The 15,980-nt window shown below is 58.8% G+C and carries 9 protein-coding genes; all 9 read left to right on the top strand.

The genetic code is table 11. The annotated features are described in order from the left end of the window. Nucleotides 1–15: 15 nt before the first annotated feature. Nucleotides 16–705 carry a hypothetical protein gene (locus ACOYNV_RS04660; RefSeq protein WP_422898584.1) on the top strand — a complete coding sequence of 230 codons (690 nt, stop codon included), beginning with the start codon at nucleotides 16–18 and terminating at the stop codon, nucleotides 703–705. Nucleotides 706–803: 98 nt separating this feature from the next. Then, nucleotides 804–1,697, top strand: coding sequence for a WYL domain-containing protein (locus tag ACOYNV_RS04655; RefSeq protein ID WP_422898583.1), 894 nt, complete (start codon nucleotides 804–806; stop codon nucleotides 1,695–1,697). A 2-nt stretch (nucleotides 1,698–1,699) separates the two neighbouring features. After that, a complete protein-coding gene (locus ACOYNV_RS04650; protein WP_422898582.1) occupies nucleotides 1,700–5,236 on the top strand; it encodes a helicase-related protein in 3,537 nt (1,178 codons plus the stop codon). Between the two features lie 185 nt (nucleotides 5,237–5,421). Then, nucleotides 5,422–5,937: a DUF4145 domain-containing protein gene (locus tag ACOYNV_RS04645; RefSeq protein ID WP_422898581.1), complete on the top strand. Its 516-nt coding sequence runs from the start codon at nucleotides 5,422–5,424 to the stop codon at nucleotides 5,935–5,937. Next, the gene (locus ACOYNV_RS04640) at nucleotides 5,934–8,870 is read left to right on the top strand and encodes a DUF1156 domain-containing protein (protein WP_422898580.1); all 2,937 of its coding nucleotides are present in this window, start codon (nucleotides 5,934–5,936) and stop codon (nucleotides 8,868–8,870) included. The genes ACOYNV_RS04645 and ACOYNV_RS04640 overlap by 4 nt, the downstream gene beginning before the upstream one ends. Nucleotides 8,871–8,881: 11 nt before the next feature. Next, nucleotides 8,882–11,665, top strand: a complete 2,784-nt coding sequence (locus ACOYNV_RS04635) for a TrlF family AAA-like ATPase (RefSeq protein ID WP_422898579.1) — start codon at nucleotides 8,882–8,884, stop codon at nucleotides 11,663–11,665. Nucleotide 11,666: 1 nt separating this feature from the next. Then, nucleotides 11,667–12,938 (top strand): ATP-binding protein, encoded by a 1,272-nt coding sequence (locus ACOYNV_RS04630; protein WP_422898578.1) that lies wholly within the window; start codon nucleotides 11,667–11,669, stop codon nucleotides 12,936–12,938. Continuing rightward, entirely contained in the window at nucleotides 12,935–13,150 is a 216-nt protein-coding gene (locus ACOYNV_RS04625) for a hypothetical protein (RefSeq protein ID WP_422898577.1), read from the top strand. Before ACOYNV_RS04630 ends, ACOYNV_RS04625 begins: the two co-directional genes overlap by 4 nt. Further along, a complete protein-coding gene (locus ACOYNV_RS04620; RefSeq protein WP_422898576.1) occupies nucleotides 13,147–15,975 on the top strand; it encodes an ATP-binding protein in 2,829 nt (942 codons plus the stop codon). The genes ACOYNV_RS04625 and ACOYNV_RS04620 overlap by 4 nt, the downstream gene beginning before the upstream one ends. Nucleotides 15,976–15,980 lie beyond the last annotated feature (5 nt).

Below are 15,980 nucleotides of genomic sequence, written 5' to 3'. Positions count from 1 at the left end.
TACGAGGGAACCAACATGAATCGCAGGATTTTCCTGCAAACGTTCGGCGCTGGTATTGCCAGCCTGAGTCTTCCCGCTTTCGCATCGCCAGCACCCTCATGCAAGATCATTGGTATCGGTGCCGCTGGATGCAACCTTGTCACTGCGCTGCGTGCGAGCAACATTCTGGATCGAGCGGGTGTGGCACTGAGCTATGTTTGCATCGATCTCGGCCCGCACGCGTTGGAGTTCGTTGATATTGCCAACGATGCCAATCCTGCGCTGGCACCGATCAAGACGCTGATGCTCGCGCCGGTCCGTGCTGGCGGACGAGTCAATGCAGCACGCGCAGCCTGTTTTCGCCATCGGGCCGTCTTGGCGGAATTGCTCACCGGTTCCGACATGGTCGTTCTGCTCGCCGGGCTTGGCGGCGGGACCGGTAGCGGCATTACGCCGATCATGTCGCGTGCAGCCCGTGATGCCGGGGCAGTGACGGTTGCCGCCGTGGTAACGCCCTTCGAGTATGAGGGCGTCCGTAACCGCAGGGCCGATGCCGCAATTGACCGTCTTCAGCGCGAAGCAGACTTGGTGATGCCCTTCTCAAACGAAGAATGGTTCAACCGCTACAGAGACGACACCCCGATGTTTGATGTCTTCGACGCGCTGGATCGCCAAATCGCTACAGACGTTAAAAGCCTAATCGCCGCATTCTCTGGTTCGACGTAAGAATTAAAACAATCTCTGATTACGATCATTTTGCGCCTTATTGACTTATCAATAAGGCGCGGATAAGCTACCAGTTAACTGCCGCGAGACCAACCAGCATGACCACTCAGCAACTGTCGGAACTTACCCAATCTCAGCGTGACCGCCTCGCGTTCATCGAGTTGCGTCTTCGCTTCGTCGGGGAGTTTCGTCGTCAAGACCTCGTTTCACGCTTCGGTATTCAAACGGCGGCAGCGACACGCGACCTCGGCGCATACAAGGATTTGGCACCGCGCAACCTCGACTACGACGCCAAGAGCAAGGCGTATCGCTGTGGCGAATGGTTCCGTCCGGTGTTCGACTTCTCGGCAGACCGTATCCTGACCTGGCTGTCGCAAGGATTCGGCGATGCCGAGCCGCTGCGCCTCCGCTCGCCATTTCCCTGCGAGCCGATGGTCGTATCGAGCAAGATTGACCTCGATACCCTTTCGGTGGTTACGCGGGCCATCTACAGCAAATCACCGGTCGAGATTTCCTACCGTGCGCTGACCAGCGGCCTGACCACACGCGAGATCGTGCCCTTCGCCTTGGCCGACAACGGACAGCGCTGGCACGTTCGGGCATTTGATCGTCGCAGCGGCGAATTCCGCGATTTCGTACTGGCACGCATCGCCGACGCCAAGGCACTAAGCAGCGAGATCGGCGAGCACGAGACCTCGGACCGCGACAATCAATGGAATCGCATCGTTGACCTCGAACTAGTTCCGCACCCCGCCAACGTCCAGCACCCCGACACCATCGAGGCCGAGTACGGCATGGAGGACGGGCAACTCAAGGTGCTGGTTCGCGCAGCGCTCGCCGGCTACTTGGTGCGTCGCTGGAATGTTGACTGCACCGAAAACCATTGCCTGCGCGGGTCCGAATTCCACCTTTGGCTGCGCAACCGGCAAGCCCTCTACGGCGTGACCAACCTGTTGTTGGCGCCGGGGTACGAACAGCCGGAGAAAGCCTGACCATGCTGAAACTCGAAGACATCAAGAAAAATGCAGCCATCTCCGGTATCGAGCCGGGGCATGTTGTTCGCGTCGTCACGACAGAGCCAGTCGGCGACAACGCCCTCACCGTCTATTTCAAGACCCCGGACGGCAAGCTGCTTGAGCGCATGCTCTTCCGCACCGACGAGGCAAACCTGTCGCTGGCCGAAGCTGGCCGTCCGTGGGCATTCGATGCACCCGGCGAGGAATTCAAGCTCGCCGCCGAAGCCTATCGGATCAATCTCGCGCACTTGTTCGACCCGATGATGGCGGTTCATACCTCCAACGTCGAACCTCTGCCGCACCAGATCACCGCAGTGTACGAATCCATGCTGCCGCGCCAGCCCTTGCGCTACGTGCTGGCAGACGACCCCGGTGCGGGCAAAACGATCATGGCCGGGTTGTTCATCCGCGAACTGCTGATGCGTGCCGACGCCAAGCGCGTCCTGATCGTTGCTCCCGGCAGTCTGGTCGAGCAGTGGCAGGATGAAATGTTTGAGAAGTTCGGCCTGTCCTTCACGCTGTTTTCCCGCGAGCAGGTTGAGCAGTCGCGCAGCGGCAACCCCTTCGACGACATCGACCTGATGGTTGCCCGCGTCGATCAACTGTCCCGCGCCGAAGACCTACAGGAAAAGCTGCGCCTGTCGCATTGGGACCTGATCGTCGTCGATGAAGCGCACAAGCTCTCGGCCAGCTACTTCGGCAACAAGGTCAATAAGACCAAGCGTTTCCTGCTTGGCGAGTTGCTGGGGTCGATTACCCGTCACTTCCTGCTAATGACCGCCACGCCCCACAACGGCAAGGAGGAAGATTTCCAGTTGTTCATGTCGCTGCTGGACTCCGACCGTTTCTACGGCAAGTTCCGCGATGGCGCGCACAAGGTGGATGTGACCGACCTCATGCGCCGGATGGTCAAGGAAGACCTGCTCAAGTTCGATGGCTCGCCCCTGTTCCCTGAGCGCCGGGCACGCACCGCCAACTACAAACTATCTGACCCCGAAGCCGCGCTGTACACCGCCGTCACGGACTACGTGAAGGAGGAAATGAACCGCGCCGATCAGCTTCAGGATGGCGCACGCAAGGGCACGGTCGGGTTCGCACTCACTTCCTTGCAACGTCGATTGGCCTCCAGCCCGGAAGCGATCTACCAGTCACTGCGGCGTCGCAGTTCCAAGCTCAAGCGCCGTGTAGAAGACGAGAAGCTGCGCCAGCGTGGGCACTCGCTGGCTGAAACCCTTAACACGACTACCTTCAACAACGTACCGGACGACATTTGGGAATCAGCCGACGCACTATCGCCGGATGACTACGAAAACTTCGAGGAAGCCGTCGTCGATCAGGCCACCGCCGCCCAAACGATTCAGGAACTCGAAGCCGAAATCATCATCCTCGAAGGCTTGGAGGAACAAGCACGGCAAGTCGTCCATTCCGGCCAAGACCGCAAATGGGACGAGCTTTCCAAGCTGCTCCAGAACACACCGGAGATGCGTGATGCCGATGGTCGCCAGCGCAAGCTCATCATCTTCACCGAGCACCGGGACACGCTGAATTACCTCGCCGTCAAGATTCGCGGCCTGATCGGCAATGAGGAATCCGTGGTTATGATCCACGGCGGCGTCAAACGCGAAGATCGCCGCAAGGTGCAGGAGCTATTTCGCAACGATCCTTCCACTCGGGTGCTGCTGGCGACCGACGCGGCAGGCGAAGGCGTGAACCTCCAAAACGCAAACCTGATGGTTAACTACGACCTGCCGTGGAACCCGAACCGGCTTGAGCAACGTTTCGGACGTATCCACCGTATCGGGCAGACCGAGGTATGCCACCTCTGGAACATGGTCGCCGCCGAGACCCGCGAAGGCGATGTTTTTCAGCGCCTCTTTGAAAAACTGGAAGTCGAGCGCAAGGCACTGGGCGGTCGCGTGTTCGACATTCTCGGCGAAGTGTTCGAGGACAAGAGCCTCAAAGATTTGTTGATCGAAGCCATCCGCTACGGCGACGACCCCGAGATTCGTGCCCGCTTGCATCGCAAAGTAGAAGGCGCGCTGGATACGCAGCATCTCGAAACCATCATCAAGCGCAACGCCTTATGCGAAGAAGTGATGGACGAGCGCCGCCTGTTCGCCGTCAAGGAGGAAATGGAAAAGGCCGAAGCGCGCAAGCTTCAGCCCTATTTCATCCGCTCATTCTTCAATCAGGCATTCCAACGACTGGGTGGCGAACTGCGGCCACGTGAGCAGGGCCGCTACGAGATTACCCACGTTCCGGCCAATATCCGCGAACGTGATCGGCAAATCACTGGCCGGGATCGCCGCAACGCCGACCCGGTGCTGCGCCGTTATGAGCGCGTCTGCTTCGAGAAGCAGTTCGTCCGCGTGGCCGACAAGATCGGGGCACCGATGGCGAGCCTGATGCACCCCGGCCATCCCTTGATGCAGTCGGTGACTGACATTGTGATGGAGCAGCACCGCAACAAGCTGAAGCAGGGTGCAATCCTCGTCGACTCAAGCGACATGGGTATTACGCCCAAGGTCATGCTCATCATCGACCACTCCGTAAAGGAAGGCGCCGACCTGACGCACGTCGTCTCCCGGCGCATGCAGTTCGTCGAGATCGATCCGCAAGGCGGCGCAATTAACGCCGGCTGGGCACCTCACCTCGACCTTGAACCCATCGACAAGGCAGACGTTGCATTGATCGAAGACGTGCTTGCCGCGCCGTGGATCACGCAAAACCTTGAACAGCAGGCACTGGCGCATGCTTCGACGCATCTCGTGCCCGAACATTTCGACGAGGTGCGAAGCCGGCGCGAAAAGCACGTCGACAAGACCTTGAATGCGGTTCACGAACGTCTGGTCAAGGAAATCAACTACTGGTCGGATCGCTACATCAAGCTCGGAGACGACATGGCTGCCGGCAAAGACGTTCGCCTGACGCTCGAAAACGTCCGCCGCACAATTGACGATCTGACCGCACGCCGGGAGTCGCGTGAAAAGGAACTCCTCGCCATGCGCCACGTTATCTCGGCTACACCCGTGGTGGCTGGCGGTGCGCTGGTCATTCCGGCAGGCTTGCTGGCACAACGCAAAGGCCAACCGGGATGGAGCGCCGACGCCGATGCGCGTGCACGCGTCGAGTGGATCGCCATGAATGCCGTGATGGATGCCGAGCGCGCACTCGGGCATGAAGTTATCGACGTATCGGCGCAGAAATGTGGCTGGGACGTAACGAGCCTGCCAAGGGCCATCGACGGCAAGCTGCCCGCATCACGACACATTGAGGTCAAGGGTCGCGCCAAGGGGCAAAGCACGATTACCGTCACCCGCAATGAAATCCTCTATGGCCTCAATCAGCAGGACAAATTCATTCTGGCAATAGTCATCGTCGATGGCGATCACCACGAAGGTCCGTATTACGTGTCCACGCCTTTTACGCAGGAACCAGATTGGGCGGTGACCAGCATTAATCTTGACTTGCCAGAACTGCTGAAGCGATCCATCAAACCCGGAAGTGCGCTATGACCAGTGGCACGAGAGCAAAAACGGAGCCCCCGATTTGGTCGCATTGCAATGAATGCTGCCAAGAAACTTTGCACAAAGTCGTGAAACTGATCCGTAGATCACGCGATTTTGACGCAGACCGATGCACGGTTTCGGTGGGCACCAACTGGCGGATTCTGCAATGCTGCGGATGCAACGAGGTTGCCATGAGTCGAATCGACTGGTGCTCAGAGGATGACCCGCAGGATGGATATACCCCGACGTATTTCCCTCCACGAGTCTCCAGGCGAAAACCTGATTGGCTGTTGCGGCGAGAGGCTCCGGGTTATCACGGGCTACTCGATGAGGTCTATACCGCATTGCACGCCGACAGCAGGCGATTGGCAATGATGGGAGCAAGGTCGATCATCGACAAAGCGATCTCCAAAAAGATTGGGGATCACGGCAGTTTTGTTGCGGGTCTCGATGCTTTGCAAAATGCGAATCTTTTGAGCATACAAGAACGCCCTATTATTGAGGCTGCATTTGAGGCAGGCTCTGCCGCAATGCATAGAGGACATCAACCGACTGCCGACTCATTGAACACCGTCATAGATATCGTAGAGCGAGTGATTCACGCGGAAGTTTTGGAAGAAAAGGCCAAGGAATTAGCTGCGGCTACGCCCAAGCGCCCGCCTCGCACCAACAAAACAAAAGGCAGCAAGCAGCAGGAAAACAAATGACCACGACCATCAAAACTCCAAAGAAGCTTATCGAAGTCGCCCTACCGCTTGATGCCATTAACGTGGCAGCGGCAAAAGAAAAGTCCATTCGTCACGGCCACCCGAGCACGTTGCATTTGTGGTGGGCGCGACGTCCGCTTGCGGCAGCACGTGCAGTGATCTTCGCGCAGATGGTCAACGATCCCGGCTACCAGCAAGGCGGCGGCTTCAAGTACGGTGTGAACAAGGAAAAGGCCGCTATCGAGCGCGAGCGGCTGTTCAAGATCATCGAGGACCTCGTTCTCTGGGAGAACACCAACAACGAGGAGGTGCTGTCCCGTGCGCGTGCCGAAATCGTGCGCAGTTGGCGCGAGACTTGTGAGCTGAACAAGGGGCATCCGCAGGCGGCTGACTTGTTCAACCCAGACAAATTGCCGGCCTTCCATGATCCCTTTGCTGGCGGTGGTGCGTTGCCGTTGGAGGCGCAGCGCTTGGGGCTAGAAAGCTACGCCAGCGACCTCAATCCGGTGGCGGTGACAATCAACAAAGCGATGATCGAAATCCCGCCGCGCTTTGCCGGTCGCGCACCAGTCGGGCCAAGGCTGGCCGGTGACCAACAAGGCAGCCTGAGTGAGGATTGGGCGGGTGCGCGGGGGCTGGCCGAGGACGTTCGGCGTTATGGCGATTGGATGAGGTCTGAGGCAAAAAAGCGCATCGGTCATCTTTATCCGAAATTAGAAATTACGGCAGAGATAGTTTCCGAGCGTCCTGACCTCAAGCCTTTGCTTGGGCAGAAGTTGACGGTCATTGCTTGGCTATGGGCTCGAACAGTAAAAAGCCCTAATCCGGCTTTCAGTCACGCAGAAGTGCCGCTGGTCTCAACTTTCGTGTTGTCTAGCAAGGAAGGTAAGGAAGCATATGTCGAGCCAGTGGTGGATGGGGACTGCTATCGCTTCACTGTGAAAACGGGAGCCCCAACCGCCAAGGCAATTGACGGCACTAAGGCCCCTGGGCGCGGAGCCAACTTCGCCTGCGTGTTATCGCAAACCCCGATTAGCGGCAACTATATAAAGGCAGAAGGCCAAGCGGGTCGAATGGGGGCTCGTTTGATGGCGATTGTGGCAGAAGGTGTGCGTGGCCGCATTTATCTGGCGCCGACTGTCGAGCACGAAACCGTCCCTTTGCTAGCGAAGCCCACATGGAAACCTTCGGGCAATGTCCCGGCGCGTCTGACTGGCGGCACATGTGTGCCCTACGGCTTGACGGAATGGGGCGACCTCTTCACGTCGCGTCAGCTAGTCGCGCTGACAACACTTTCCGACCTAGTGTCCGAGGCTATAGAGCGCTGTCGGCAGGACGCTCTTGCAACCTGGGAGCGCAATGACAACTTGCAAAAAAATCGGCCTGATGCCGCCGCAGCGCTCGACCACGACCTCCCGCTCGACAAAGTCGGCGCTGGCGCGACGGCGTATGCGCAGGCAATCGGAGTGTTTTTGGCTTTCTCCATAGACAAAGCGTCCGACTACTGGTCGTCGATTTGTACTTGGCATTCCAGCAAAGATCTGATTCGCAACACCTTCGGACGACAAGCCATTCCCATGACTTGGGACTATGCGGAAACAAATCCATTTTCTGACTCAACGGGTAATGTGAGCAGCGGGATCGATTGGGCCTATAAAGCGCTGCAACTTATGCCGACTCAGGCTCGTGGCTATGCCGAGCAATCCGATGCCCAAACCCAAACTATCAGTACTGCAAAAGTCGTTTCTACAGACCCCCCGTACTACGACAACATTGGTTATGCCGACCTCTCAGATTTCTTTTACGTGTGGTTACGCAGGAGTCTGAAACCAATTTTCCCTAGCCTGTATGCGACTCTGGCTGTGCCGAAGGCTGAGGAACTGGTCGCCACTTCTTACCGCCACGGCGGCAAAGAGGAAGCGGAAATATTCTTCCTTGATGGCATGACGCATGCGATGCGTAATCTGGCCGAACAAGCTCATGGCGCTTTCCCGGTGACAATCTATTACGCATTCAAGCAAGCCGAGACTAAGGGTGAAGCTGGGACGCACAGTACAGGTTGGGAAACCTTTCTTGATGCGGTTCTTCGCGCTGGCTTTGCCTTGACCGGCACTTGGCCGATGCGTACCGAACTCAGCAACCGAATGATCGGCTCCGGCACCAACGCACTCGCCTCCAGTATCGTCCTCGTCTGCCGAAAACGCGCCACCGATGCCCTCACGGTCAGCCGCCGCGAATTTCTGCGCGAACTCAATTCTCACCTGCCCGAAGCTCTGCTTGATATGACCCGTGGCGGCGTCAATTCGCCAGTTGCTCCGGTCGATCTGTCGCAGGCCATCATCGGCCCCGGCATGGCGATCTTCAGCCAGTACGCTGCCGTTCTCGAAGCTGACGGCAAACCGATGAGCGTGCGTACCGCGCTGCAACTTATCAATCGCTTCTTTGCCGAGGATGATTTCGACCACGACACGCAGTTCTGCCTGCACTGGTTTGAGTCGCTGGGTTGGGCTGAGGGCAAGTACGGTGAAGCTGACGTGTTGGCCCGCGCCAAAGGCACCAGCGTCGGCGGTTTGCAGGATGCGGGCGTGATCGAGAGCGGTGCCGGCAAGTTGCGCCTACTGCGCTGGGCTGAATTGCCTGCCGACTGGAGCCCCGAGACCGATACGCGCACACCTGTTTGGGAGGCTCTGCACCAACTGATTCGTGCACTCAACAGCCAGGGCGAATCCGCTGCCGGTGCATTGCTGGCCCGCATGCCTGCACGTGCCGAACCAATGCGAGCTTTGGCCTACCGCCTCTACACACTCTGCGAGCGCAAAGGCTGGGCCGAAGAGGCCCGCGCCTATAACGAGTTGGTGACGGCGTGGTCCAGCATTGAGCAGTCTGCCGGTGACGCCGGTTTGGTCGGCTCGCAGGGCGCCTTGGATATTTAAGGGGGAAAGACATGGCAACGATGGAGTGGCCGTACCCGGGTTCGCGCTGGTGGAAATTCGATTTCCATACCCATACACCAGCCTCGCGTGATACGCCCTGGCATCAGCAGAATCTGACGTTAACCGAGGCAGACTGGTTGCGACAGTACATGGCTCAAGAGATTGACTGTGTGGCGGTGACCGATCACAACAGTGGCGCGTGGATCGACCGGCTCAAATCGGCCTACGCAACGATGAAGCAGCAGGCCAACGCAGGTCCGGTGCCTGCTGGGTTTCGGGAGCTGACGATCTTTCCTGGAGTGGAAATCTCGGCCAACGGTGGGGTACACGTGCTAGCTCTCTTCGATCCCGCAGCGACGTCCGGGGACATCGACACCCTGTTGGGCCGAGTCGATTATCAGGGTACTAAGGGAGACAGCGACGGCGTAACCAGCATGGGTATCGCCGAGGTGATTCGCGCTATCCAGGCGACCGGAGCCGTTGCAATTCCTGCTCACGCTGACCAAGCCAAGGGTTTGCTGCAATGCCGACCGGGGACCAGCCAGAGCCAGTTCGACAGCAACACGTTGCGTCAGGCCATTGCGGTCGGAGGGGGGCTAGCGGTGGAGTGGTGCGACACGTCGATGCCATGGCCGCAATGCGTTGCGCAAGACGAATCTCGCTTTGCTCGCGTACTCGGCAGCGATTGCCACAGCTTCCAAGGGGCTGCTGTTCCCGGCAGCCGCTACACTTGGGTCAAGATGGCATCGCCAACGCTGGAAGGGCTACGGCTGGCCTTGCTGGATGGCAATGGCGTGTCGATTCGGCGTAGTGACGAGGGCGCTTTTGACCCCTTCCGGGTGCCAACCCACATCATTACAGCCATCGAGGTCGGGCAGGCTCGCTACATGGGCAATGGGCAGCCAGCACGATTGGCCTGCTCTCCGTTTTTCAATGCGGTGGTTGGTGGCCGTGGCACGGGCAAATCTACCGTGGTACACGCCCTCCGACTGGCGGCGCGGCGTGAACAGGAATTGGTGGCGCTGGGCCAAGGGAGTGAACCAACGGCGCAGTTTGCAGCGTTTTGCAAGTCGGCCAATGGCCGGGACGATAAAGGCGCCTTGCGCTCGAATACTACTATCGGCTTGGAATGGCAGCATGAAGACGCGCGCCTTCGTTTACGATGGCAACCCGAAGGCCAATACATCGCAGTCGAGGAATGGCGAGCAGGACAATGGCATGCATCGTCCAGCCAGAGTGTGAATGCGGCGCGTTTCCCCTTACGTATCTTTTCCCAAGGGCAGATTGCGGCGTTGGCGGGCGGCGGACGGCAGACGCTGCTCTCCATCATCGACGAAGCGGCCAACGTCGATCCGCTGAAGCAATCCGTTGAAGAAGCGAAACGCACTTTCTTCACGCAGCGCGCTCGATTGCGCGAGTTAAACGGCAAGCTGGCCGGGCAGGCGGAGGTCGAGCGCAAGCTGGATGAGGCCGGGAAAAAGCTGGCTGCCTTGTCGCAGACCGACCATGCAGTGGTACTGCGCGCCTACGCACAAGCGCAGCACCAAAGCAGGGAAGTCAAGACGCTGTTCGAACAACTGCGTGATGGTGCGACTCGTATTGCCGAGTTGCCCGAACTCATCGTGCTGGATGATTGGTCCAGCCAGCATTTCACCGAACAGGATGCTGGTTTGCTGGCATGGCGGGCAGAGATCAATCAGCAGGTCGAGCAGATCCGTATTGGCATCCTCGAACAGGCGCGCAAGCTTTTTGCCCTCGGTGAATCCCAACCAAAGGATGCTCGGTTTGTGCAATGGCAGGCGCGTGTCCAGGCGTCACAGCAGGCGCATGCCGCGCTGCAACAGCAACTCGCACAGCAAGGAGTGAACGACCCCCAGGCCTTCGCTCGCTTGACTCAAGAACGCCAACAACTGGAAGCACAACACAAAGCGCTGAAGCAGATGCAGAGCGACCGTGTGACGCTATTGCAGCAGATTGAAGCGCAAATGGCGCTCGTGGCCCGAAAGCGACAGGCCATCACGCAGGCGCGCCAGTTGTTCATTGAGAACGCATTGGCTGGTAATCCCCATGTCCGCATGGCGGTCGTTGCCTTTGGGTTCGATGCGCGGCAGATCGAGCGCGATCTGCGTGAATTGATCGACGTAACGGACGAAAGATTTGCTGACGACATCCTTTTGATGGAGGACGGCGATCCTTCGGGTGGGATGGCATTCGATCTGGCACAGGCGGACGAGGCCACCAAGACCCGTGCACTCGAAGCGGCTAAACGCCGCTTGCTGGACGGAGACGCCACCTTGGGAGGGCACTTCCGCAACTATCTCAAGCGCAAGAGTGATAAGCCAGAGTTTGACGATCACGTTCTGGCGTGGTTTCCGGAAGACGATTTGCGGATTGAGTATCAGCGCGATGGCCGTTGGACTTCCATCAGTCAAGGCTCGCAGGGCCAGCGTTCGGCGGCTCTGCTGGCCTTCTTGTTGGCGTTTGGCGAGGAGCCCATCGTACTCGATCAACCCGAAGACGACCTGGACAACCATCTGATCTATGACCTGATCGTTCGGCAGATTCGGGAGAACAAACTGCGCCGCCAGCTCATCGTCGTGACCCACAACCCGAACGTGGTCGTCAATGGCGATGCTGAACTTGTGCACATCATGGAGTTCGGTCGCGGACAGTGCTTTGTGCAACAAAGTGGCTCGTTGCAGGAGGCCTCGGTGCGTCGAGAGGTCTGTCGCGTGATGGAAGGTGGGCACGAGGCTTTTGCCCGACGCTGGAAGCGCCTGGGAACGGAGGTTTGACATGTTGGCAACACGCAGTGAATTGCTGGAAAAAATCCGGCTTGGTGAGGACAGCTATCTCGAATTGAAGGAGGTGAAATTCGCTGGTGGCAAGGTCAGGGGGCCGTCTCAGGACGCCCTGGCCGACGAATTGGCTGCCTTCGCCAACAGTGTGGGCGGAGTCCTGTTGCTAGGCGTGGAAGACACCAGCCGGGAGGTGCTCGGCATCCCCATCGAACACCTTGACGCCGTGGAGCTGGTGGTAAGGCAGGCGTGCGAACAGTCGATCAAACCGCCCTTGGCTCCCATCATCGAACGTATGACGTTACCCGACTTCGCGGGGACGGAACAACCGGTGTTCCGGCTGGAAGTGGAGCGCAGTCTGTTTGTCCATCAAAGCCCGGGCGGTTATCTTCATCGTGTCGGCTCGTCCAAGCGTCCGATTCCACCGGATCAACTGGCCCGACTATTCCAGCAGCGCAGCCAATCCCGCTTGATTCGTTTTGACGAAACACCGGTTACTCGCGCCACTCTGGCCGATCTGGACGAGGCGCTTTGGCGGCGCTTCGCGCCGATGAACAGCAGCGATGCGCCGGAAATCTTGTTGAACAAGCTCGCCATGGCGGCCTGTGACGACAAGAGTGACTGGCATCCTACGGTGGCTGGATTGCTCATGAGCAGTCGTACGGCACGGCAGCACCTGCCGGGTGCCTTCATCCAGGCCGTGGCGTATCAGGGCACGGACGCTCTGCCAGAGGGTGACTCTGCTTACCAGCAGGATGCCCAGGACATCAGCGGCCCACTGGATCAGCAGATTCTCGAAGCATGCGCCTTCGTTCGCAAAAACATGAGGGTGGCTGCCTACAAGCACGCGCAGGGCGGGCGCGAGGATGTGCCTCAATTCGACATGCTGGCCGTGTTCGAAGCCGTGACCAACGCAGTGGCCCACCGGGATTACTCCATGGCGGGGGCGAAGGTGCGACTGCGCTTGTTCGACGATAGGCTGGAGTTGTATTCCCCAGGCATGTTGCCAAACACGATGACTCCTGAGAGCTTGCCATACCGTCAGGCAGCGCGTAACGAGGCACTGACCAGCCTGCTGGCCCGCTGCCCGATCATCGATGACATGTTGGTCAACCACCGCAGCCACATCATGGACAAGCGTGGCGAAGGGGTGGCGATCATTTTGGCGCGAAGCGAGCAACTTTCCGGGAAGCGCCCCGAGTACCGATTGAAAGATGACAGTGAGTTGGTTTTGACGATCTATGCCGCAAGTACGGAGAAAAGGGGATGAAGGCAAACTCTGGCGTGAATTCGCAGAGCCGCATTCGTCGCGAAGTTCCGCATGACAAGAAGGTCGTTTGCGGGGAACGGTTTGTTGCGACACTGTCGCAACAATTGGTGCACGAGTACGGTAGTGGCTTCACCGAAATCGAAAAAAGTCTGGGGCGCATGGTGCGGTTTGCCAAGCCATTTCCGGACCAAGTCAGTGGAGAAAACACATGACCCTGAAACCCTGGCGCGAAATCGCCGTTCCGCACGAAGATGTCCTCAAGGGCACGTTTCAGCAGGCCGAGTTTGCCGCTGACTTATCTCGTGTTCATGAAGGCACGGCAACGCCCGAGTACCAGAATCCGGCACTGTTCTTCCAGCGCACCTTCATTACCGAGGGTATGCGTTTGCTGCTCGATTCCGTGGTCAAGCGCTTGTCTGGTAAAGGCGGCGATCCGGTCATTCAGTTGCAAACCGCTTTCGGCGGCGGCAAGACGCACACCATGCTGGCCGTCTATCACCTCGCGACTGGTGATGTATCAGCAAGCGATTTGCCCGGCGTGCCGGCGATTCTTGACGCAGCTGGCGTCACGGAACTGCCGCGTGCGCGTGTTGCGGTACTTGACGGCATCAAGTCATCGCCCAATCAACCCGTGATGCGCGACGGTCAGGCGATTCGCACCCTTTGGGGCGATCTGGCGTGGCAATTGGGAAAAGCCGAAGGCTATGCGCTGGTCGCCGATGCCGATTCATCCGGCACCTCTCCAGGCAAGGCGGTACTGGAAACTCTGCTGAGCCGTTACGCGCCCTGCGTGATCCTGATCGACGAGTTGGTTGCCTATGTGCGCCAGTTTGAAGAAGGTAAGGCACTGACGGGCGGTAGCTTCGACTCGAATCTGAGTTTTGTGCAGGCGCTGACCGAGGCACTAAAGGCGGTTCCGAACGCCGTACTGCTGGCCTCGTTGCCCGAATCGGACAAGGAAGCGGGTAGCCAGCGCGGCGTGAAAGCACTTGCCGCCTTGGCCCACTACTTCGGGCGCATTCAAGCCCTCTGGAAACCTGTCGGCACCGAGGAAGCATTCGAGATTGTCCGCCGCCGGCTGTTCTCCAGCATTGACGACAAGCTGGCTGCGGAATCGGTCTGTCGTGCGTTCGCCGACTTCTACACGGCCAACGGCGAGGACTTCCCACGCGAGACGCAGGAGAGCCGCTACTTTGACCGCTTGATGCACGCCTACCCGATTCACCCGGAGGTGTTTGACCGACTTTATGAAGACTGGTCGTCGCTCGATAACTTCCAGCGGACCCGTGGTGTCCTGAAGCTGATGGCGAAGGTGATTCATCGCCTGTGGAAAGACAACGATAAAGACCCACTCATCATGCCGGGCAGCTTCCCGCTGCAAGATGCCGACACCCGTAACGAGGTGATCTATTACCTGCCGCAAGGCTGGGACCCGGTTGTAGAGCGCGACGTGGATGGCGAGCGCGCCGAGACCACCGAGATCGAAAACCGAGATACCCGTCTTGGTGCGGTGCAGGCCTGCCGCCGTTCGGCACGGACCATTTTTTTGGGCAGCGCGCCGACTACGGCAAGCCAGATGGTGCGTGGCCTTGAACTGGAACGTGTCATTTTGGGCGCGGCGCAACCGGGCCAGCAAGTCGGCATCTATAAGGACGCGTTGCGCCGTTTGGGCGACCGCCTGCACTACCTGAACAGCGGCAACAATCGTTTCTGGTTCGATACACGTCCCAACCTGCGACGCGAAATGGAAGAGCGCAAGCGCCGGTTCCAAGACAAGGAAGACGTATTCCCCGCCATCCGTGACCGCGTGCAGAAAAGCTTTGCGACGGGCGTGTTCGGCGGTATTCATGTCTTCACGTCGAGCGGCGATATTCCCGACGACTGGCAATTGCGACTTGTCGTGTTGCCGCCCGATGCCGCCTTCAGCCGAAGCGGCCAAAGCCTTGCCATCGACCGTGCGACCGAGATTCTGAAAAACCGTGGCGACCAGCCGCGCTTCAAGCAGAACCGTTTGATTTTCATCGCCGCCGACTACGACAGCGTGAGCCGCCTAAAGGATCAGGTGCGCTCGACCTTGGCGTGGCAGTCCATCGTCGGCGACATCAAGGAGATGAAGCTCAACCTCGATCAGTTCCAGGCACGGCAGGCCAGCAAGAGCCTTGAGGATTCCAACGAGGCACTGCGCCGCATGATCCGCGAGACCTATAAATGGATCGTGGCGCCGATGCAGGAAGCCCGTCCGGGCAAAGGCCTGTCTGATATTCAGTGGGAGCATTTCCCCGTCAATCCCGGTGCTCAGAACCTTTCGCAAGAAATCGAGCGCGTGCTCAAGGAGAACGAACTCCTGATTACCGAGTGGGCGCCGATCCACTTGGCGACGGTGCTCAAGACGTGGTTCTGGAAAGAGGACGCCAAGGAAACCCTCGCCCTCAACGTGTGGCAGCAGACATGCCAGCAACTGTATCTGCCCCGGCTTCGTGATGACTCAGCCTTTCAGCACACCTTGGCCGCAGGTGCCGAGAGCCGCGACTTCTTCGGTTTCGCGCAGGCCAAGGAGGATGGTCGCTACCTCGGCTTCAGCTATGGCAAGCGCACCTCGCTATTCCTTGATGCATCGCTGCTCCTGATCGAACCCGTTACCGCTGCCGGATACGCCGAAGCGCAGCGCGCTGCCGACGAGGCAGCGCGACCCAAGCCGACCGATACGGCGGCAGCAGCTACCGGTGGTAGTTCGTCGCGTGTGGAGGATTCCGCGAAGCCGACCTATCCAACGGGTGGTGGCGCAACGACGCAGACGCCGAAAAAGCAGTTCTACGGCAGCATCGAACTCGACGCGATTCAGGCCAAGAAGCAGTTTGCTGATCTTGTCGACGAGGTCGTTCTGCAATTCACGTCGCGCCCCGGCGTGAAGGTCAGGATCGCGATTGAGATTCAGGCCGAATCGGCAACGGGCTTCGACGATGGATTGCAGCGCGCCGTGAAGGAGAACTGCAACGTGCTGCGGTTCAAGAATGCTGAGTTCGAGGACGGCGAGTGATGGAC

Source organism: Propionivibrio sp. (assembly GCF_049316945.1).
Taxonomy (GTDB): Bacteria; Pseudomonadota; Gammaproteobacteria; order Burkholderiales; family Rhodocyclaceae; genus Propionivibrio.
The sequence above is the reverse complement of the archived record's forward strand: the minus strand, read 5'-3'. Positions and strand labels throughout refer to the sequence as shown.